We start from the raw sequence: 20,191 nt of genomic DNA on the forward strand, positions 1-20,191 counted from the left end.
CCCCGACGAGATCGTCGACCGCTTCTGCGTGATCGGCACCGCGGAGCAGCACATCGAGAAGCTGACCGCCCTCAAGGCCCTGGGCGTCGACCAGTTCGCCCTGTATGACATGCACGACGCCAAGGAGGCCACCATCGACGCCTACGGGTCGACCGTGATCCCCGCCCTCGCCGGCTGACCGGGGACACGCCCGCATGCAGGAGGCCACGGCCCCCGCCCAGATCACGCACAGCGACGGCCGCGTCGAGCTGGCACCCGGCGCGGCCGCCCCGCACGGCCGCTACGCGAACGAGGACCTGCTCCCGGTCCCGCTGGCCCAACGCAAGTGGACGACGTACAACTTCACGGCCCTGTGGGTCGGCATGGCCCACAACATCCCGTCCTGGACGCTCTCCTCCGGCCTGGTCGCGCTCGGCATGGACTGGAAGCAGGCGGTGTTCACCATCGCCCTGGCCAACGTCATCGTGCTGGCCCCGATGCTGCTCACCGGCCACGCCGGGCCCAAGTACGGCATCCCGTTCCCCGTTCTGGCCCGCGCCTCCTTCGGAGTGCGCGGCGCGAACCTGCCGGCGCTGCTGCGGGCGGCGGTGGCCTGCGCGTGGTTCGGCATCCAGACCTGGATCGGCGGGCAGGGCATCTTCGTCCTGCTCGGCAACATCTGGGGCGGCTGGGCCGGCGCGGCGCGGATCGGCGGCTACCCGTGGACGCTGTGGCTGTGCTTCGTCGTCTTCTGGGTGCTCGAACTGGCCATCATCTACCGGGGGATGGAGACGCTCCGCCGCTTCGAGAACTGGGCGGCGCCCTTCGTCATCGTCGGCGCTCTGGTGCTGCTCATCTGGATCACCGGGAAGGCGGGCGGCCTCGGACAGCTGCTGGACCAGCCGTCCTCGCTCGGCTGGGGGCCGGAGTTCTGGCAGGTCTTCTTCCCCTCCCTGATGGGCATGATCGGCTTCTGGTCGACGCTGTCCCTCAACATCCCCGACTTCACCCGCTTCGGCGCCGGGCAGCGCGCCCAGGTGCGCGGGCAGACCCTGGGCCTGCCGACGACCATGACGCTCTTCGCCGTGCTGTCCGTACTCGTCACCTCCGGCTCCGAGGCGGTCTACGGCAAGGCGATCTGGGACCCCGTCGAGCTGGCGGGCAAGGCGGACAGCGTCTTCGGCCTCCTCTACGCCCTGGTCACCGTCCTGGTGGCGACGATCAGCGTGAACATCGCCGCCAACGTTGTCTCGCCCGCCTACGACCTGTCCAACCTCGCCCCGAAGATCATCAACTTCCGCACCGGCGCGCTCGTCACGGGCGTCGTCGGCGTGCTGATCTTCCCCTGGAAGCTGATCTCCACGCCCGAGCTGTACATCTACACCTGGCTCGGGGTCGTCGGCGGCATCCTCGGCACGGTCGCCGGCATCCTGATCGCCGACTACTGGATCGTCCGGGGCACCCACCTCGCGCTCCCCGAGCTGTACCGGTCGGGCGGCGGCCGCTACTGGTACCGCGGTGGCTGGAACTGGCGGGCGGTGGCGGCCTTCGCCGCCGGAGCCCTGCTGGCGGTCGGCGGCTCCTACTCCAAGGTCGACGCCAAGGGTGCCAAGCAGGGCCCGTTCCCCGTCGACGGGCTGATCCCGCCGCTGCGCCCGCTCGCCGACTACGGCTGGGCCGTCGGTCTCGCCACCTCCTTCGTGCTCTACGTGCTCCTGATGTGGCCGGCCCGGCGGCACGCGCGCACCGTGTGAACGGCGCGGACGGCGCTGATGGCGTGAACCGGCCAATGCCACCGCGACTGCGCGCGGCGCGGGGCGATCTGGTCTGATGGGGGAGTGATCGATGACGCACTCTTCAAGGCCGTGGAGGTCGCGGTACGAGCGGTGGCCGAGGCGGAGGTCGTGCCGCGCTGGCGGCAGCTGACCGCCGCCGACATCAGCCACAAGACCGGCCCCGGGGACCTGGTCACCGTCGCCGACCGCGAGGCGGAGGCGCGGCTCACCGAGGAACTGCCCGCGCTCCTGCCCGGCTCGGTCGTCGTCGGCGAGGAGGCCGTGCACGCCGATCCCTCCGTCCTGCGCCGGATCGGCGGCGGCGACCCGGTCTGGATCGTCGATCCGGTCGACGGCACCGCCAACTTCGTGGCCGGCAGGCCCGAGTTCGCCACCCTCGTCGCTCTCGCGCAGGACGGCGAGGTGCACGCCTCGTGGACGTACGTACCGCGCCTCGGCCTGATGGCCACGGCGCGGCGCGGCGCGGGGGCGCTGCTCAACGGCGAGCCGATCCGCACCGCCAGGTCCGTCGAGGGCGCTGCGCTGAGGGTCGCCACCTCGCAGTTCTCCTTCCTGGACGAGCAGGAGCGGCGGCAGTTCGAAGGGCTCGGCTCCGACGGCGTCACGGCGCGCCAGTGCACCTGTGCCGGGCTGGACTACCTGGAGGTCGCCCGGGGCGCCCTCGACGCCGTCGCCTTCACCTGGGAGTCGCCCTGGGACCACGCGGCCGGGGTGCTCCTGGTCGGTGAGGCCGGCGGGGCCGGTGTCACCGCCGCGGGGGTGCCCTTCCGGATCGCGGGCGGCAACGCCTTCCCCTTCTCGGTCGCGCGCGACGAGGCGACCGCGCGACGCGTCGTCGGCCTCATGGCGGGGGACCGGTGACCCGGGCGCGCGTCCTGGACGCGATCGTCGTCGGCGCCGGCCCCAACGGCCTGACCGCCGCGGTCGAACTCGCCCGCGCGGGGCTGTCCGTCGAGGTCTTCGAGGCCGGTGACCGCGTCGGCGGCGGGGCGCGCACGGAGGAGCTGACGCTGCCGGGCTTCCTGCACGACCCCTGCTCGGCCGTGCACCCCCTCGGTGCGGGCTCACCCGCCTTCAACGCCATGCCGCTCGCCGACCACGGACTGGAGTGGCTGCACCCCGAGCTGCCGCTCGCCCACCCCTTCGACGACGGCACCGCCGCCGTCCTGGCCCGCACCGTCGGCGCCACCGCCGCCTCGCTGGGACCGCGCGACGCGGGCACCTACCGGCGGCTGCTCGCCCCGTACATCGGGCGCTGGGACACCCTCGCCCACGACTTCCTGCGGCCCCAGTGGCACGGCCTGCCGCGCGACCCGCTGGGCTTCGCGCGGTTCGGAATCACCGGCCTGCCACCGGTGGCACTGCTGGCCCGCCGCTTCCGCGACCGGAAGGCCCGCGGGCTGCTCGCCGGGCTCGCCGCGCACACCGTCGCCCCGCTCACCAGCCCGCTGACCGGCGCGATCGCCATGATGTTCGCGGTCGCCGGGCACGAGGTCGGGTGGCCCCTGCCGCGCGGCGGCTCCCAGAGCCTGTCCGACGCCCTGGCCTCGTACCTGGGCGAGCTGGGCGGCACCGTCCACACTGGTGTCACGGTGCGCAAGATCGACGAACTGCCGCCCGCGCGCGCCTACGTCTTCGACACCTCGCCCACGGCGGTGGCCCGGATCGCCGGGCTCGGCGACGCCTACCACCGCTACCACTACGGCCCGTCGGTCTGGAAGATCGACTACGCCCTGGACGGGCCGGTGCCCTGGACGGCCGCCGAGGCGCGGCGGGCCGGGACGGTGCACCTCGGCCCGACCTTCGGCGAGATCGGCGACGCGCTCGGCCGGGCCGTCTCCGGCCGCGCACCGCACGTCCCGTTCCTCATCACCGCGCAGCCGAGCGTCGTGGACCCCGGCCGCGCGCCGGAGGGCAAGCACGTCTTCTGGGCCTACGCCCACGTGCCCAACGACTGGCGGGGTGACGCCACCGACGCCGTCGAGCGGCAGATCGAGCGCTTCGCGCCCGGCTTCCGCGACCTCGTCCTCGCCCGCGCCGTCAGCGGCCCCGCCGAGCTGGCCGCCCGCAACCTCAACTACGTCGGCGGCGACTTCGGCTGCGGTGCCTTCACCGGCCTGCAGACCGCCTTCCGCCCGAAGCCGAAGTGGAACCCGTACACCACCTCCCGCCCCACCGTCTTCCTGTGCTCCTCCGCGACCCCGCCCGGGCCCGGCGTCCACGGGATGCCGGGCCACCACGCGGCCCGCGCCGTCCTGAAGCGGCTGGGCGCGGCGGTCCCCCGGGACTGAGCCGGGGCGGACCCGGGCGGCCCCGGACCGCGGCTGCCGGCCGCAGCGGTTAGCATCGGCGACATGGAGCAGCGCGTATTGGGCAGGACGGGCCGCAAGGTGTCCGTCGTGGGTCTCGGCACCTGGCAGCTGGGTGCCGACTGGGGTGACGTGCGGGAGGAGGACGCGCTCGCGGTGCTGGACGCCGCCGTCGAGTCGGGTGTGACCTTCTTCGACACGGCGGACGTCTACGGCGACGGCCGCAGCGAGCAGCTGATCGGCCGCTATCTGCGCGAGCGCCCCGACGCCGGCGTCTTCGTGGCCACGAAGATGGGCCGCCGCACCGCTCAGGTCCCCGAGAACTACGTGCTGGACAACTTCCGCGCGTGGAACGACCGTTCGCGTGCGAACCTGGGCGTCGACACCCTCGACCTCGTGCAGCTGCACTGCCCGCCGACCTCGGTGTACTCCTCGGACGCGGTCTTCGACGCCCTGGACACCCTCGTCGAGGAGCAGCGGATCGCCGCGTACGCCGTGAGCGTCGAGACCTGCGAGGAGGCGCTGACGGCGATCGCCCGCCCCGGCGTGGCCAGCGTGCAGATCATCCTCAACCCCTTCCGCCTCAAGCCGCTGGAGCAGGTGCTCCCGGCCGCCGCCGAGGCGGGCGTCGGGATCATCGCGCGCGTGCCGCTCGCGTCCGGCCTGCTGACCGGCCGCTACACCAAGGACACCGTCTTCGCCGCCGACGACCACCGGAACTACAACCGGCACGGCGAGGCCTTCGACCAGGGCGAGACCTTCTCCGGCGTCGACTACGAGACCGGGCTGGAGGCCGCCGCGGAGTTCGTCGCGCTGGCGCCGCAGGGCGCGACCCCCGCGCAGACCGCGCTGCGCTGGATCGTCCAGCAGCCCGGTGTCACCAGCGTCATCCCCGGCGCGCGCTCGGTCGCCCAGGCCCGTGCCAACGCCGAGGCCGCCGCACTGCCCCCGCTGTCGCAGGCCACCCTGGACGCGGTGCGGGACCTGTACGACACCCGCATCCGCGCCCAGGTCCACCACCGCTGGTAGCCCCCGCGGAACACCCGCCCGCGCCGGGCGTCAGCCCGTGCCCGCCTCCTGGACGATGCCGTCCAGGAGCGCGGGCAGCGCGGTGCCGATCGGCTCGCGCACCAGCTCGTCCGCCAAGGGGTCGTACGGCGTCGGCTCGGCGTTGACGATCACCAGCCGCGCGCCGCTCTCGGCCGCGATCCCCGTGAGCGACGCGGCCGGCTGCACCTGCAGGCTGGTGCCCACCGCGATGAACAGCTGACAGCCCTTCGCGATGGCCATCGCGTTCCCCAGCACCACCGGGTCGAGCCGCTGCCCGAACATCACGGTGGCCGATTTCAGGATGCCGCCGCACTTCGCGCACGCCGGGTCCTCCTCACCGGCCCGGACCCGCTCCAGCGCCTCCGTCATCGGGGCGCGGTCGTGGCACCGCGTGCACACGACCGTGCGCGCCGTCCCGTGCAGTTCCAGCACCTTGCGTTCGGGCAGCCCGGCCATCTGGTGCAGCCCGTCGACGTTCTGCGTGATCACCCGGACCGGGACCCCCGCCCGCTCAAGCCGGACGATCGCCGCGTGCGCCTCGTTCGGCCGCGCCCGCAGAGCGGGGCTGTCGTTCCGCATCCGCCACGACCTGCGGCGGATCTTCGGGTCGGCCATGTAGTGCTCGTACGTCACGAGCTTCTCGGCCCCGGGGTCGCTCCGCCACACACCGTTCGGGCCCCGGTAGTCGGGGATACCGGAGTCGGTGGAGATCCCCGCGCCGCTGAGAATCGCGACAAGCGGCTTCTTCGCGTTCATGCGGCGAGCGTACGCAGACCGGGCGGCACGCGGCCATCGCGTTTCCGCGTCGCGCCGAGGTGCCGGCGAGGGTCTCCGCTGGCGCCCTCTGGGGCCGGTCCCGGACACGATCCGGGGGGCTGAGGGGGCAATGGCGGGGCCTCCGGTGCAAGTCCACGCACGTATCACTGATGTGATGATGCATCAGTGGCGGGGTCCTTGCCTCCGGAGGGCCCGATCAGGAGTTGGCGACTCGTATCGACGCGCGTACGGAACAAAGTTGAGTGATCGTCACTTGTGTGTATGCAGTAACAGGATTGTCAGGTAGGGAGCTTGGCATCGGTGTTCAATACACGGTCCTGCTGCATCTGGTCGGCTGGAGCCGTCCCAAGAAGGTTTCAGTTTCAACCACTCGGTGGTGGCGGCGCTGTGCCGCCGCTTGCGCGAGAGGTGACGAGAAAGGACTTTTCGCAGTGTCGACTACCTTCAGGATGATGAGGCGCGCCGCCGTGGTGGCCGCCTGTGCGACCGCCGCGATCGCCGCCGCCACAACGCAGGCGTCGGCTGCGTTCTTCCAGTTCAGCCTCGCACCGGGCGGTTACTCGTCCTGTGACGGGTACACGCTCTGCGTCTACGAGCACACGGACTTCAACGGCTGGTACGGGTTCGGTCAGGGTGACGGTCAATACCAGCTGGGCACCAGCGGTGACCGGCTCAACAACAAGATCTCATCCATCGTCAACAACTCGTCGCAGACGTACTGCTTCTTCGACGGCAACAACTTCGACGGCGCGAAGTTCCAGGTCGGATTCGGCAAGATCTACCCGAACCTCAACACCGCGGGCTTCGGTGACAGGATCGGTTCCTGGCGGCCCGGCAAGTGCTAGCCGGTCGCGGTGGCAGGGGTCGCCGATAGCCGGCTTCCGCACTGACCGGTGGCGGGAATCCGCGTGATGTCCGCAGGGGCAGGGGCCCGCAACGGGATCGCAGTCGCGGGCCCTGACCCCCTCCCCGCTCAGCCCAGCCGCTCCCGTACCTCGGCGACCAGGCCCGCCGCGGCCTCGACGGCGGCCACGGGGTCGCCCAGCCCGGCCAGCACCGCCTCGGCGCGGTCCCGGAAACCGGGCGGGGCGCCGGGCAGCGCGTCCGCCGCGGCCAGGGAGCCCTTCTCGTTCAGGCACCAGACGCGGTGGTGGGCGTGCAGGGACTGGGCGAGCACGCCGACGGCCCGCGACAGGCACAGCGCGGCGTGCAGGACGTCGCCCGCGGCCGCCGACTTGCGGGCGTTGACCACCAGGAAATCCGCCTCCCACGCGGCGCCGGTCAGGGCGGCGCGCAGCGGCTCGGGGTACACCCGGGTGCGCTCGCGCAGCGCGGCCAGTTCACCGGAGGGGTCGGACAGGACCCGGCCGAGTGCCACCTCGCCGGGATAGACCGGTGACCAGAAGCCCAGCGGATGGCCGGGCTGGATGCCCACCTCGTAGCGGCCGGCCTCGCAGTCCTCCCAGACGCGCAGCACGCGGTCCAGGTCGCGCAGGATCCAGTCGACGCGGGCGCCGCCCACCGTCAGCCACGCCCCGCCGTTCACCCACGGGCCCCAGCCGCCCGGGCCCGCGACCTCCACGGGGGCGCCGGTCACCTCCTCCGCGAGCGCGGCGAGGGCCGCCGTGCCGGGAGTGCCGCGGTAGTACACGCCGAGGTCCCAGTCGGAGTCCGGCCGGTGCGTGCCGCGTGCCCGGCTGCCGCCGAGCAGGACGCCCACGACGCCGGGGACGGCGCACAGGGCATCGGCCATGGCGGCGACAGGGGGTCCGGGGTGAAGCTGTTCGGGCATCGTGCGAGTGTAGGAGCCATCCGGCGCGAGGAGTAGGCAATTGTTCACCACCCGGCCCACGCTTCAGGGCACCTTCGGCATGGTCTCGTCCACGCACTGGCTGGCCTCCCAGTCGGCCATGGCGGTCCTGGAGAGCGGCGGCAACGCCTATGACGCCGCCGTCGCCGCCGGCTTCGTCCTGCACGTGGTGGAGCCGCACCTCAACGGACCGGCCGGCGAGGTGCCGATCGTCCTCGCCCCGGCGGGCGGCGAGGTGCGCGTGCTGTGCGGCCAGGGACCGGCCCCGGCGGGCGCGAGCGTCGAGCACTACCGGTCGCTCGGCCTCGACCTCGTCCCCGGTACGGGACCGCTGGCGGCGGCCGTTCCGGGTGCCTTCGACGCGTGGATGGTGCTGCTGCGCGACCACGGCACGAAGCCGCTGGACGACGTGCTGTCGTACGCCATCGGCTACGCCGAGCACGGGCACCCCGCGGTCGAGGCGATCGGCGCGACCGTGGAGTCCGTACGCGCGCTGTTCGAGACCGAGTGGACGACCTCCGCGGAGCTCCACCTGCCCGCCCCCCGCCCCGGCGAGCTGCTCCGCAACCCGCAACTGGCCGCCACCTGGCGGCGTCTGCTGCGTGACGCACAGGCCGCGGGCAGCGACCGGGAGGCACAGATCGAGGCCGCCCGGCGCGTGTGGCGCGAGGGCTTCATCGGCGAGGCCGTCGTGGACTTCGCCGCCCGCCCGGCCATGGACACCTCCGGCGAGCGGCACGCGTCCACCCTGACCGGGGACGACCTCGTCGGCTACGAGGCCCGCTACGAGGACCCGGTCACCCACGACTGGAACGGCTGGACGGTCTGCAAGGCCGGCCCCTGGAGCCAGGGCCCTTCCCTGCTGCAGCAGTTGGCGCTGCTGCCCGAGGCCGACGCGATGCCGGAGTACGGCACCGCGGACTGGGTCCACACGCTCGTCGAGGGCACCAAGCTCGCCATGGCCGACCGCGAGGCCTGGTACGGCGACGCCGACCCGGCAGCCGTCCCCCTCGGCGAACTGCTCTCGCCCGCCTACAACGAAACCCGCCGGGCCCTGATCGACCCGGCCAGGGCCTCGTACGACCTGCGGCCCGGCAGCCCGGGCGGCCGGACCCCCCGGCTGCCGCGCTTCCCGCTCCACGACCCGGGCGCCGAGGCGACGTTCGACGCCATGGGTGTCGGCGAGCCGACCGTGGCGCACGACGGTGCCACCCGGGGCGACACCTGCCACCTCGACGTCGTCGACCGCTGGGGCAACATGGTCGCCGCCACCCCCAGCGGCGGCTGGCTCCAGTCCAGTCCCGCGATCCCCGGCCTCGGCTTCGCCCTCGGCACCCGGCTCCAGATGACCTGGCTCGAACCCGGGCTGCCCAACTCCCTCACCCCGGGCCGCCGTCCGCGCACCACCCTCACACCGTCACTGGCGCTGCGCGACGGCGTGCCCGTGCTGGCCTTCGGCACGCCCGGCGGCGACCAGCAGGACCAGTGGTCGCTGGCGTTCTTCCTCGCCGTCGCTCTGCGGGACGGGGTCCGCGGCGGCTTGGACCTCCAAGGCGCCATCGACGCCCCCAACTGGCACACCGACGGCTTCCCGAGCTCCTTCCACCCCCGTGCCATGCACCCCGGCTCCCTCACCGTCGAGTCCCGCCTCGGCGAGTCCCTCATCGCCGACCTGCGCCGCCGCGGCCACGACCTCACCATCGCGGCGCCCTGGTCCGAGGGCCGCCTCTGCGCCGTCGCGCGCGACCCCCGCACCGGCGTCCTGTCGGCCGCGGCCAACCCCCGGGGCATGCAGGGCTACGCGGTCGGGCGCTGAGGGTCCGTGCCGGTGCCGTCTCAGGTCCGCGGCCTCGGCGGGAGGCCGTTGACGAGCTCGACGGGCGCGGAGACCGTGCCGACGACGGCCAGGGCCGCCCGGACGCGGCGGTAGAGGCCGGGGGAGAGGTAGGCCTCGGCCTCGTCGGGGGTGGCCATGCGCCAGTCGGAGAGTTCCTCCGCCTGGAGGCGTACGGCGGCGAGCGAGGCGTCGTCGAGCACGCCGCCGTCGAAGAGGAAGGAGGCGAGCGGCATGCGCCCCATGCCCTGGACCCAGTCGATGACGAGGAGATCGCCGGGTTCGACATCGAGGCCGATCTCCTCCAGCGTCTCGCGCCGCGCGCCCTCGCGCGGCGTCTCCCCGTCGGAGGACTCGATGGTGCCGCCGGGCAGCACCCACTTGCCGTCCTCGCGGTAGGTGGTCTCGGCGATCAGGATGCGGCCGTCGGCGTCACGGAACAGTGTGCTCGCGCCGGCGAGGATCTTGGGCAGGCTGTCGATGTACGCGGCGAAGTCGGAGGTTGTCACGGGTCCCAACCTAATCGGCCACCGGGGGCGGCCCCAAGGACGCCGGGACGTCCCCGTCACTTCTCGCGCCGCACCCAGGGGGCGAACCTCTGACCGGCGGCGGCGTCCGCACGCCAGTGGCGCAGTACGGTCCCGTGCACGACGTCGAGCCGTTCCGCCGCGACCAGGCACGAGACAGGGCCGGGACCGCCCGCGCCCGCCTCGAAGGCCACGAGGACGGCCGGCCGCCCACCGAGCCGCCGTTCCACCGCGAGGACTCCGTCCGGCGCGGGTGCGCGGAACTCCGGGTCGTGGAAGGAGGCCGGGCAGGCCACGAGCAGCGGATCGGTGAAGACCGGTTCGAGCCCGTGGTGGTACGTGAGGTCGTGGCCGGCGGCGAGCCTGAACTCGCCGGGCTGCCACGCGACGACGTCCCGGTCCCACCAGGACCCCTTGGGCAGTTCCACCGCCGCGTGCTCCGGCAGGTCAGTCACCGCAGAGACCGGAGGCCTTCTCGGCCGCCTCCACCGCCGCCGCGAGGGCGGCCGGCGGGAGGCTGCCGGGGGCTTGGCGGGCGCGGGCGGCGCGGTTGAGGAGGAGGCGGAGGGTGTCGTTGACGGGAGTGGGGACGCCGTGCAGGCGGCCGAGGAGGACGATCTCGCCGTTGAGGTGGTCGGCCTCGGCCGAGCCGGTCGCGCGGCTGAGGCTCTGCCAGGTCGAGCCGCCGCCGCGGGCGGCGCCCTCCATGGGGCGCACTGTGACGAGGTCGCCGCGCATCGCGGCCTGCTCCGCCTCGCCCGCGTACGCGATGCCCGCCGCGTCGAGCACCGCCGCGCCTTCGGCACGCGCCCGCCGGTGGAAGGCCGCCAGGGAAGCGTCACGGCCGATGAGCGCCTCGACGGCGTTGCCCAGGTTCGTCAGCAGCTTGGCGTACTTCCACCGCATCACGTCCTCGGTGACCGGCGCGCGCAGGAAGGGGGACGTCTCCAGGTCGGCGGCGACGCGCGCGGCGGTGGCGTCCGTGCCGTGCGGGTAACGGCCCAGGTGGAGCATGCCGGTGAGCGGTGCGCACGGGGCGACCACCACGCCGGGCTCCAGGTGGGCCGACGGCAGCCAGACGCACATGCCGTACACGTCGGGGAAGCGCCGCAGCGCGAGCCGCTCGTTGGCGACGCCGTTCTGCGCGCACACCAGTGGCAGCCCCTGGGCCACCGGCGCCCAGGCGTCGAGTGCGGCGGCGGTGTCCTGGGTCTTCACGGCGAGGATCAGGACGTCGTCGTCGCGCAGGTCGAGCGCGTCCGGTCCGTCGACGACCGGGACGGCGAGGTCGAGCGCCGCGTCGGGCGTGCGCAGGGTCAGTCCGTGTTCCCGCAGCGCCGCGCCGTGCGCGCCCCGGGCGACCAGGACGACGTCGTGCCCGCTCTGGAACAGCCGTCCGCCGATGGACCCGCCGACGGCGCCCGCGCCGATGATGATGTACCGCACACGCGGACCCTACGGCACCAGGGCGACCGTGCGTCGGGCGAGTTCGCCGATCGCCACCCCGTCGAAGCCGAAGACCGCGCTGCGCACCCGGTCCCTCAGCGGTTCCGTCCACTGCGGCGGGATCGCGGCGGCCCCGCACAGCACGCCGGCCACCGAGCCCGCCGTGGCGCCGTTGGAGTCGGTGTCGAGGCCGCCGCGCACGGTCAGCGCGATGGTGGACGTGAAGTCGCCCTTCCCGTACAGCAGTCCGGCGGTGATGACCGCGGCGTTGGGCACGACGTGGATCCAGTGCAGGTGCCCGGCCTCCTGGTCGAGGTCCGCCAGGGTGTCCGCCCAGCCGAGCCCGGCCTCGTGCAGCGCCATGGTGCGCCGCACCGTGCGGGACAGCCGGCAGCCGGGCGGGATCTCGGTCAGCGCCGCCTCCAGCGCGGTCCGCGCGTCCGGCGCCGTGAACGCGGCCGCGATCAGGGCCGCCGCCCACATCGCGCCGTAGACGCCGTTGCCGGTGTGCGACAGCACCGCGTCGCGCCGGGCCAGCGACGCGGCGCGGCGCGGGTCCCCGGGAGAGGTCCAGCCGTACACGTCGGCGCGGATGAGGGCCCCGATCCACTCCTGGTAGGGGTTGTCGACCGTCGCGCTGAGCGGGGGACCGATACCGCTCGCCAGGTTGCGGTACGCGGCCCGCTCGGCGGTGAAGGTCTGCAGGTAGGGCAGCCGCAGCAGCCACAGTTCGCCGACCTCCTCGGTGGTGAAGTCCGTCCCGTGCGTCTCCAGCAGGTGCAGGCCGAGGATCGCGTAGTCGACGTCGTCGTCCCGCACGCTGCCGTCGATGCCGCCGCGCGTGCACTGCGGCCATTCCGGGCGCAGGTCGAATTCGTCGGGGTCCGGCGGCGGCGACAGGGCGGGGAGGTAGTCCGTGAGCGGGAGGGCGTCCGCCCTGCGCAGGTAGCGGTCGATGCGGTCCCTGGTCCAGTGGTCGCCGCGCTCGACGGGCTTGCCGAGCATGTTGCCGGCGATGCGGCCCAGCCAGCCGCCGAGGACCCTGTCCTGGAGGCCGGGGATTGGTGACGTCATGCCCCCGGTCTACCGGAACCGCACGGCTCCGGCGGGCAGCCCGGGGCCGCGGCCGCGGCGCGTCGCCGGGCACCTGCCTCCGCCCCGCAGGCGCAAGGGGTGCGCTGGGACAATGACCGGGTGTCAGAAGCCTCAGGTCCGGCCACCGCGACGAGTACGCCGCCTCTGCTGCCCGACGGTGAGCTGGAGCGGTCCACCGTGGTCGCCAACAGCACCATGAACCGCGAGCGCGGCCTGTCCGGTGTGAACAGCTACGCCCGTGAGCTCGGTTTCGATCCGGTCGACGACCTGCTCGCCCGGTACGCGTCGCCTTCCTGGCTCGACCTGTGCAGCGGGGAGGGCCGTGCCCTGCGCGAGGCCGCGGCGCGGCTCCCGGCGACGGCGGTGCTGACCGGCGTCGACCTGGTGGGCCCCCTCGTCCCGGTGCCGGCGCCGCCCATGGTGGAGCTCGTGACGGCCTCGGTCGCCGGCTGGACACCCCGGCGGTCGTACGACCTGATCACCTGCGTCCACGGGCTGCACTACGTCGGAGACCGGCTCGGTCTGCTCTCCCGGGCGGCCTCCTGGCTCGGCTCCCGAGGGGTGCTGGTCGCGCACCTGGACCCCGGCTCGGTCCGCCATGCCGACGGTTCGCCGGCCGGCCGCCCGGTGCTGGCGGCCCTGCGGTCGGCGGGTTTCACCTACGACTCCCGCCGGCACCTGCTCACCCTGCGCGGACCGTTGGCCGTCCACCTGCCCTTCCACTACCTCGGGGCGGACCCCCAGGCCGGTCCCAACTGGACCGGTCAGCCCGCCGTCGCCGCCTACTACCGCCCCGCTCCCTGACGTCGGCCGCCGCGGGGGCCGCTGGGCAGCGCGGAGCGCCCGGGATAGGGTCCAAGCGGCGCGACCTGCGGTAAGGGAGATCAATGTGACGGACACACGGCGAGCGCGAGTACTGATCGCCGCGGACAAGTTCAAGGGTTCACTCACCGCCGTCGAGGTGGCCCAGCGGATCGGCGCCGGGCTGCGGCGCGCCGCCCCGGACGTCGTCGTCGAGTCCGTACCTGTCGCGGACGGCGGCGACGGGACCGTGGACGCCGCCGTCGCGGCGGGCTTCGAACGACGTCTGGTGGAGGTCACCGGACCGCTGGGGGAGCCGGTCACGGCCGCCTACGCGCTGCGCGGTGGCACCGCCGTCGTCGAGATGGCCGAGGCCTCCGGGCTGCGGCACCTGCCGCCGGGGGTCTTCGCCCCGCTGACCGCCACCACCTATGGCACCGGCGAACTGCTGCGCGCGGCGCTCGACGCGGGGGCACGCTCCCTCGTGCTCGGGGTCGGCGGCAGCGCCACCAATGACGGCGGCGCCGGCATGCTCGCCGCGCTCGGCGCCCGGCTGCTGGACGCGCGGGGTGTGCCGGTGGGTCCCGGGGGCGCGGCGCTCGCCGACGTGGCGACGGCGGACCTGTCGGGACTCGACGCCCGCCTGGCGGACACCGAGGTGGTCCTCGCCAGCGACGTCGACAATCCGTTGCTCGGCCCGAAGGGGGCGGCCGCGGTCTACGGGCCGCAGAAGGGCGCCACCCCGGACGACGTCGCGACCCTGGACACCGCCCTGGCCCGCTTCGCCGAGGTACTGGACGCCGCCGCGGCGGCCGAGGCGCCCGGCGCGGGCGCGGCGGGCGGTGTCGGCTTCGGCGCCCTCGTCGGGCTGCGGGCGCGGTTCCGGCCCGGGGTGGAGGTCCTGATGGACATGCTCGGTTTCGCGGAGGCGCTCGAACGAGCCGATCTGGTGATCACCGGCGAGGGCTCCCTGGACGAACAGACCCTGCACGGCAAGGCCCCGGCCGGTGTGGCGGCCGCCGCCCGCGCCCGGGACGTGGAGGTGGTCGCCGTCTGCGGGCGCCTCGCCCTGCCGCCGGCCGCGCTGACCACCGCGGGCATCCGGCGCGCGTACGCCCTCACCGACATCGAGCCGGACCCGGCGCGCTGCATGGCCGAGGCCGGGCCGCTGCTGGAACGGCTCGCCGTCGACATCGCGCGCGACGTCCTGCTCTGAGCCGTCGCGTCCGGGCCGCCGCAGACACGTGGGGCCCCGAGCCGTACCCGGCTCGGGGCCCCACGGACGTTCCTCGTACGGCTATGGAAGCTGGGCCGTACGCGCCTCACGGCGGTTGTTGCGGATCGTGTTGACCCTGCGGGTCGTCGCGAACAGCGGGATGACCGCCGCCGCGCAGATCTGCAGGGCCGCGCCCGTCTGCAGCAGCACGTCGCCACCGGGGACCGCGAAGGCCCAGCAGACCAGGCAGCCCATGCTGACGACGATCCAGGCGAGGGTGATCAGGGCGAGCCGGCCCCGCGGCTTGGGGTACTCGACCCGGCTGACCATCAGCCACGCCACACCGACGATGGCCAGCACCGTCGGGATGAACGGCAGCTCCAGCAGCACCACCGAGATCACGGTCATGGCCCCGAACGGGCTCGGCATGCCCTGGAAGATGCCCTCGCGGACCGTCGTGCAGGAGAACCGGGCCAGCCGCAGCACGACCGCGAGCAGCACGACGACGGCGGCCACCGCCGACAGCTTGCCGTAGGCGTCGTCGGAGATCAGACCCCAGACCACCACGAAGTAGGCGGGGGCCAGGCCGAAGCTGATGAGGTCGGAGAGGTTGTCGAGCTCCGCGCCCATCGCCGAGCTGCGCAGCTTGCGCGCCACGAGCCCGTCGAAGAGGTCGAAGACCGACGCCATGAGCATCAGCAGTACGGCGGTGGCGGCGCTGTGCCGCGTCATGCCGCCGTCGGTGCTGCCCATGAGGTGCGGGACCAGGACTCCGGTGGTGGTGAAGTACACCGCCATGAATCCGCAGATCGCGTTGCCGAGGGTCAGGCCGTCCGCTATCGACAGCCGCGTTGACAGCGGCATGTCATCGTCGTCGTCCTCGTCCACCGCGGCGACCCACGGTGCCTGCGCGTCGGGCTCAATCACGGTCAAGGCGAGTCACCCCGGCAACGGTGGTCTGGCCGACCTCGACGGCGGGCTCGACGCCCTCGGGAAGGTAGATGTCGACACGGGAGCCGAACCGGATCAGTCCGATCCGGTCACCCTGCTCGACCTTGGTGCCCTGCGGGACGTAGGGCACGATGCGACGCGCGACGGCACCGGCGATCTGCACCATCTCGATGTCACCGAGCTCGGTGTCGAAGTGCCAGACAACGCGCTCGTTGTTCTCGCTCTCCTTGTTGAACGCCGGAACGAACCCACCCGGGATGTGTTCCACCGACGTGACCGTGCCCGCGAGGGGGGCGCGGTTGACGTGGACGTTCAGCGGGCTCATGAAGATCGCGACGCGGGTGCGCCCGTCCTTCCACGGCATGATGCTCTGCACCACGCCGTCGGCCGGCGAGATGACGCGGCCCTGGGCGATCTCCCGCTCGGGGTCGCGGAAGAACCACAGCATGCCCGCCGCGAGGGCGGTGGTGGGGACGGCCACGGCCGCCCAGCGCCCGGAACGGCGGGCGCGGGCCAGGCTGACCGCTGCGGTGGCCACGGTCGGGAGGAGCCACGGCGATGCTCCGCGCGCGAGGCGTACGCCGGCCAGGCTGTCGCGTTTAGCAGAGGATTGGCTGTGGGGCATGGAAGACCTTCGTAGCGGAGGGTGCCGCAAGATGGTTCTGGGGACGGCGGCTTTCCGTGAATGGTATCGGCAGTGACGGGCAACTGGGCAAGCCAGTGGCGGAGTCCGTGGCCGGTTATTGATGACTGGGTGTGACCTTTGGCTAGCGCAAAGCGTCACAACCCAGACATTCATCCCTGGATCCGGTACTCCTCGAGCAGCCGGCGACCGATGATCATTTTCTGGATCTCGGCGGTGCCCTCGCCGATCAGCAGCATCGGTGCCTCGCGGTACAGACGCTCGATCTCGTACTCCTTGGAGAAGCCGTAACCGCCGTGGATGCGGAACGCGTCCTCGACGACCTCCTTGCAGTACTCCGAGGCCAGGTACTTCGCCATGCCGGCCTCCAGGTCGTTGCGCTGGCCGGAGTCCTTCTTGCGTGCGGCGTTGACCATCAGGGCGTGCGCGGCCTCGACCTTGGTGGCCATTTCCGACAACTTGAACTGGATCGCCTGGTGCTGCGCGATCGGCTTGCCGAAGGTCTCCCGCTGCTGGGCGTAGGCGATCCCCAGTTCGAAGGCGCGCCGCGCCACGCCGCAGCCCCGGGCGGCCACGTTGACCCGGCCGACCTCCACGCCGTCCATCATTTGGTAAAAACCGCGGCCGCTCTCGCCGCCGAGGACGCGATGTGACGGAATCCTGACGTCCTCGAGGATGAGCTCGGTCGTGTCGACCCCCTTGTAGCCCATCTTCTCGATCTTCCCGGGCACGGTGAGGCCCTTCACCGCCGGGTTCGGGCCGAAGCCCGGCTCCTTCTCGATGAGGAAGGTCGTCATGGACTTGTGCGGGGCCGCCCCTTCCGGGTGCCCCTCGTCCGTGCGGCAGAGGACCGCGACGAGGTTGGACGTGCCGCCGTTGGTCAGCCACATCTTCTGGCCGTTGATGACGTAGTCGTCGCCGTCACGGACGGCCTTGGTGCGGATGGCGGAGACGTCGGAGCCCAGGCCCGGCTCCGACATCGAGAACGCGCCCCGCACCTCGCCGGTGGCCATCCGGGGCAGGAAGTGGTCCTTCTGCTCCTGTGTGCCGTGCTGCTTGAGCATGTAGGCGACGATGAAGTGGGTGTTGATGATGCCCGACACGCTCATCCAGCCCCGGGCGATCTCCTCGACCGTCAGGGCGTAGGTGAGCAGGGACTCGCCGAGGCCGCCGTACTCCTCGGGGATCATCAGGCCGAAGATGCCCAGTTCCTTCAGGCCCTCGACGATGTCGGTGGGGTACTCGTCCTTGTGCTCCAGCTCGTTGGCGACCGGGAGGATCTCCTTGTCGACAAAGCTGCGGACCGTGGAGAGGATCTCCTGCTGGATGTCGGTCAGCCCGTCGGTCTGGGCGAGACGGCTCATCTGTCGTTTCTCCTACGAGTTCAGTGGGCGACGGACGGACGGCCGGGCTGCTCGCCGCCGCGCTCCTTGATGTAGGTGGCGGTCGGGACCATCACCTTCCTGCGGAAGACGCACACCAGGGTGCCGTCCTGCTTGTAGCCCTTGGTCTCCACATGGACGATGCCCCGGTCGTCCTTGGACTTCGACGGCCACTTGTCCAGCACGGCGGTCTCGCCGTAGATGGTGTCGCCGTGGAAGGTCGGCGCCACGTGCTTCAGCGACTCGACCTCCAGATTGGCGATCGCCTTGCCGGAGACGTCCGGGACGGACATGCCCAGCAGCAGCGAGTAGATGTAGTTGCCCACGACGACGTTCCGGCCGAAATCGGTCGTCTGCTCGGCGTAGTTCGCGTCCATGTGGAGCGGGTGGTGATTCATGGTCAGGAGGCAGAAGAGGTGGTCGTCGTACTCGGTGACCGTCTTCCCGGGCCAGTGCTTGTAGACAGCGCCGACCTCGAACTCTTCATACGTGCGGCCGAACTGCATCGCTTCTGCGCCTCCGGGATGTCGTGCTTGCTCGTACGGGTGACTGCCGCTGAGGTCACGCGGGGACTTCCAGCGGGTCCAGCTTGTTCGCCCTGCGGATCTCGTCCACGATCCTGCCGATGATCTCCGTGATTCCGAAGTCCTTCGGCGTGAACACGGCGGCGACGCCGCACTCGATCAGCTTGGCCGCGTCCGCCGGGGGGATGATGCCCCCGGCGATGACCGGGACGTCGTCCGCCCCCGTACGGCGCAGCCGCTCCAGGACGTCCGGCACCAGCTCGGCGTGCGAGCCGGACAGGATCGACAGGCCGACACAGTGCACGTCCTCGGCGACCGCCGCCGAGACGATCTGCTCGGGCGTCAGCCTGATGCCCTGGTAGACCACCTCGAAGCCGGCGTCACGGGCTCGCACGGCGATCTGCTCGGCGCCGTTGGAGTGGCCGTCCAGTCCCGGTTTGCCGACCAGCAGCCGCAGCTTGCCGCCGCCCAGCTCCCGCGCGGTGAGCGCCACCTTGCGGCGCACCTCGGCCAGCGGCGTGCCCTCCTCGGCGGTGACCGCGACGGGGGCGCCGCCGACGCCCGTGGGGGCCCGGTACTCGCCGAAGACGTCGCGCAGGGCCCAGGACCACTCGCCGGTGGTGACGCCGGCCCGCGCGCACTCCAAGGTGGCCTCCATCAGGTTGGCCGTTCCGGCGGCGGCCGCCTTCAGGGCCTCCAGCGACTTCTGGGCGCGGGACTCGTCCCGGTTGTCCCGCCAGTCGTGCAGGGCGGCGACGACCCGGGCCTCGTTCTCCGGGTCGACGGTCATGACGGCGCCGTCCAGGTCCGAGGTGAGCGGGCTGGGCTCGGTGCCCTCGTAGCAGTTGACCCCGATGATCTTCTCGTCGCCGGACTCGATCCGCGCACGGCGCTCGGCATGCGAGGAGACCAGCTGCGACTTGAGGTAGCCCGACTCGACGGCGGCCATGGCGCCGCCCATCTCCTGGATCCGCCCGATCTCGGCCAGCGACTGTTCGACGAGCTCGCCGACCTTCGCCTCGACGACATGGCTGCCGTCGAAGATGTCCGCGTACTCCAGCAGGTCGCTCTCGTGCGCCAGCACCTGCTGGATGCGCAGGGACCACTGCTGGTCCCAGGGGCGCGGCAGGCCGAGCGCCTCGTTCCAGGCCGGCAGCTGCACGGCGCGGGCGCGGGCGTCCTTGGAGAGCGTCACGGCCAGCATCTCCAGGACGATGCGCTGGACGTTGTTCTCCGGCTGGGCCTCGGTCAGGCCGAGCGAATTGACCTGGACGCCGTAGCGGAAGCGGCGCTGCTTGGGGTCCTCGATCCCGTAGCGCTCCTTGGTGACCTGGTCCCAGATGCGGGTGAAGGCCCGCATCTTGCACATCTCCTCGACGAAGCGCACGCCGGCGTTCACGAAGAAGGAGATGCGCGCCACGACGTCGCCCATGCGCTCCTGCGGCACCTGGCCGGAGTCGCGGACGGCGTCCAGGACGGCGATCGCCGTCGCCATGGAGTACGCGATCTCCTGGACCGGCGTGGCGCCGGCCTCCTGCAGGTGGTAGCTGCAGATGTTGATCGGGTTCCATTTGGGGATGCGGCCGACCGTGTAGGCGATCATGTCGGTCGTCAGCCGCAGCGAGGGCACCGGCGGGAAGACGTACGTCCCGCGCGACAGGTACTCCTTGACGATGTCGTTCTGCGTCGTCCCCTGGAGCTTCGTGATGTCCGCGCCCTGCTCCTCCGCGACGACCTGGTACAGCGCCAGCAGCCACATGGCGCTGGCGTTGATGGTCATCGAGGTGTTCATCCCGTCCAGCGGGATGTCCTGGAAGAGCCGGCGCATGTCACCGAGATGGGCGACCGGGACCCCGACCCGGCCCACCTCGCCGCGGGCGAGGATGTGGTCGGGGTCGTAACCGGTCTGCGTCGGGAGGTCGAACGCGACCGACAGGCCGGTCTGGCCCTTGGCGAGATTGCGCCGGTAGAGGGCGTTGGACGCCTCGGCGGTGGAGTGCCCGGCGTAGGTCCGCATCAGCCACGGACGATCCTTCTGACGCTCGCTCATG

19 protein-coding genes and 1 pseudogene are annotated in these 20,191 nt (G+C 72.4%); 9 read left to right on the forward strand and 11 right to left on the reverse strand.

Annotated elements, in window-relative coordinates:
* The 5 genes and pseudogenes from PV364_RS35030 to PV364_RS35050 all read left to right on the forward strand — a co-directional run.
* Nucleotides 1-178 (forward strand): annotated as a pseudogene (locus tag PV364_RS35030) (TIGR03842 family LLM class F420-dependent oxidoreductase); the annotation flags it as partial.
* A gap of 16 nt (nucleotides 179-194) precedes the next feature.
* Nucleotides 195-1,733, forward strand: a complete 1,539-nt coding sequence (locus PV364_RS35035) for an NCS1 family nucleobase:cation symporter-1 (RefSeq protein WP_319664766.1) — start codon at nucleotides 195-197, stop codon at nucleotides 1,731-1,733.
* A gap of 84 nt (nucleotides 1,734-1,817) precedes the next feature.
* On the forward strand, nucleotides 1,818-2,636 hold the full coding sequence (locus tag PV364_RS35040; protein ID WP_319664767.1) for an inositol monophosphatase family protein: 819 nt from the start codon (nucleotides 1,818-1,820) through the stop codon (nucleotides 2,634-2,636).
* Complete coding sequence (locus PV364_RS35045) at nucleotides 2,633-4,066, forward strand: NAD(P)/FAD-dependent oxidoreductase (RefSeq protein ID WP_319664768.1); 1,434 nt, start codon at nucleotides 2,633-2,635, stop codon at nucleotides 4,064-4,066. The genes PV364_RS35040 and PV364_RS35045 overlap by 4 nt, the downstream gene beginning before the upstream one ends.
* 63 nt (nucleotides 4,067-4,129) lie before the next feature.
* Nucleotides 4,130-5,113, forward strand: a complete 984-nt coding sequence (locus tag PV364_RS35050; RefSeq protein WP_319664769.1) for an aldo/keto reductase — start codon at nucleotides 4,130-4,132, stop codon at nucleotides 5,111-5,113.
* A gap of 30 nt (nucleotides 5,114-5,143) precedes the next feature.
* On the opposite strand, the gene PV364_RS35055 is transcribed toward PV364_RS35050, so the two are convergent.
* Nucleotides 5,144-5,890, reverse strand: coding sequence for an SIR2 family NAD-dependent protein deacylase (locus tag PV364_RS35055; protein WP_319664771.1), 747 nt, complete (start codon nucleotides 5,888-5,890; stop codon nucleotides 5,144-5,146).
* A gap of 452 nt (nucleotides 5,891-6,342) precedes the next feature.
* Here PV364_RS35055 and PV364_RS35060 point away from each other — a divergent pair, with 452 nt between their 5' ends.
* A complete protein-coding gene (locus tag PV364_RS35060; RefSeq protein WP_319664772.1) occupies nucleotides 6,343-6,756 on the forward strand; it encodes a peptidase inhibitor family I36 protein in 414 nt (137 codons plus the stop codon).
* Nucleotides 6,757-6,884: 128 nt separating this feature from the next.
* Here the strand turns inward: PV364_RS35060 and PV364_RS35065 are convergent, their stop codons facing one another.
* Nucleotides 6,885-7,703 carry a nucleotidyltransferase domain-containing protein gene (locus PV364_RS35065; RefSeq protein WP_401978496.1) on the reverse strand — a complete coding sequence of 273 codons (819 nt, stop codon included), beginning with the start codon at nucleotides 7,701-7,703 and terminating at the stop codon, nucleotides 6,885-6,887.
* 40 nt (nucleotides 7,704-7,743) lie between these two features.
* Between PV364_RS35065 and PV364_RS35070 the strand changes: the two genes are divergently transcribed.
* The gene (locus tag PV364_RS35070; protein WP_319664773.1) at nucleotides 7,744-9,537 is read left to right on the forward strand and encodes a gamma-glutamyltransferase family protein; all 1,794 of its coding nucleotides are present in this window, start codon (nucleotides 7,744-7,746) and stop codon (nucleotides 9,535-9,537) included.
* A gap of 20 nt (nucleotides 9,538-9,557) precedes the next feature.
* Here the strand turns inward: PV364_RS35070 and PV364_RS35075 are convergent, their stop codons facing one another.
* From PV364_RS35075 to PV364_RS35090, 4 genes are read right to left on the reverse strand one after another with little or no spacing between them, the layout of a single operon-like run.
* Complete coding sequence (locus PV364_RS35075) at nucleotides 9,558-10,064, reverse strand: NUDIX hydrolase (RefSeq protein ID WP_319664774.1); 507 nt, start codon at nucleotides 10,062-10,064, stop codon at nucleotides 9,558-9,560.
* A 56-nt stretch (nucleotides 10,065-10,120) separates the two neighbouring features.
* Nucleotides 10,121-10,537, reverse strand: coding sequence for a hypothetical protein (locus tag PV364_RS35080; RefSeq protein ID WP_319664776.1), 417 nt, complete (start codon nucleotides 10,535-10,537; stop codon nucleotides 10,121-10,123).
* Nucleotides 10,530-11,528, reverse strand: a complete 999-nt coding sequence (locus PV364_RS35085; RefSeq protein ID WP_319664777.1) for a ketopantoate reductase family protein — start codon at nucleotides 11,526-11,528, stop codon at nucleotides 10,530-10,532. The genes PV364_RS35080 and PV364_RS35085 overlap by 8 nt, the downstream gene beginning before the upstream one ends.
* Before the next feature lie 9 nt (nucleotides 11,529-11,537).
* Nucleotides 11,538-12,602, reverse strand: a complete 1,065-nt coding sequence (locus PV364_RS35090; protein WP_319664778.1) for an ADP-ribosylglycohydrolase family protein — start codon at nucleotides 12,600-12,602, stop codon at nucleotides 11,538-11,540.
* 120 nt (nucleotides 12,603-12,722) lie between these two features.
* Here PV364_RS35090 and PV364_RS35095 point away from each other — a divergent pair, with 120 nt between their 5' ends.
* A complete protein-coding gene (locus PV364_RS35095; RefSeq protein WP_319664779.1) occupies nucleotides 12,723-13,427 on the forward strand; it encodes a class I SAM-dependent methyltransferase in 705 nt (234 codons plus the stop codon).
* Between the two features lie 85 nt (nucleotides 13,428-13,512).
* The gene (locus tag PV364_RS35100) at nucleotides 13,513-14,640 is read left to right on the forward strand and encodes a glycerate kinase (protein ID WP_319664781.1); all 1,128 of its coding nucleotides are present in this window, start codon (nucleotides 13,513-13,515) and stop codon (nucleotides 14,638-14,640) included.
* 81 nt (nucleotides 14,641-14,721) lie between these two features.
* On the opposite strand, the gene pssA is transcribed toward PV364_RS35100, so the two are convergent.
* The 5 genes from pssA to PV364_RS35125 all read right to left on the reverse strand — a co-directional run bounded on the left by pssA (nucleotide 14,722) and on the right by PV364_RS35125 (nucleotide 20,190).
* Nucleotides 14,722-15,573, reverse strand: a complete 852-nt coding sequence (gene pssA, locus PV364_RS35105) for a CDP-diacylglycerol--serine O-phosphatidyltransferase (RefSeq protein WP_319664783.1) — start codon at nucleotides 15,571-15,573, stop codon at nucleotides 14,722-14,724.
* A complete protein-coding gene (locus PV364_RS35110) occupies nucleotides 15,560-16,216 on the reverse strand; it encodes a phosphatidylserine decarboxylase (protein WP_319664784.1) in 657 nt (218 codons plus the stop codon). The genes pssA and PV364_RS35110 overlap by 14 nt, the downstream gene beginning before the upstream one ends.
* A gap of 170 nt (nucleotides 16,217-16,386) precedes the next feature.
* Nucleotides 16,387-17,598, reverse strand: a complete 1,212-nt coding sequence (locus PV364_RS35115) for an acyl-CoA dehydrogenase family protein (RefSeq protein ID WP_319664786.1) — start codon at nucleotides 17,596-17,598, stop codon at nucleotides 16,387-16,389.
* Nucleotides 17,599-17,618: 20 nt separating this feature from the next.
* Nucleotides 17,619-18,122 carry a MaoC family dehydratase gene (locus tag PV364_RS35120; RefSeq protein WP_319664788.1) on the reverse strand — a complete coding sequence of 168 codons (504 nt, stop codon included), beginning with the start codon at nucleotides 18,120-18,122 and terminating at the stop codon, nucleotides 17,619-17,621.
* Between the two features lie 55 nt (nucleotides 18,123-18,177).
* Nucleotides 18,178-20,190 carry a protein meaA gene (locus PV364_RS35125; protein WP_319664790.1) on the reverse strand — a complete coding sequence of 671 codons (2,013 nt, stop codon included), beginning with the start codon at nucleotides 20,188-20,190 and terminating at the stop codon, nucleotides 18,178-18,180.
* Between the last annotated feature and the right edge of the window lies 1 nt (nucleotide 20,191).

The organism is Streptomyces sp. MI02-7b (assembly GCF_033793585.1).
Taxonomy (GTDB): domain Bacteria; phylum Actinomycetota; class Actinomycetes; order Streptomycetales; family Streptomycetaceae; genus Actinacidiphila.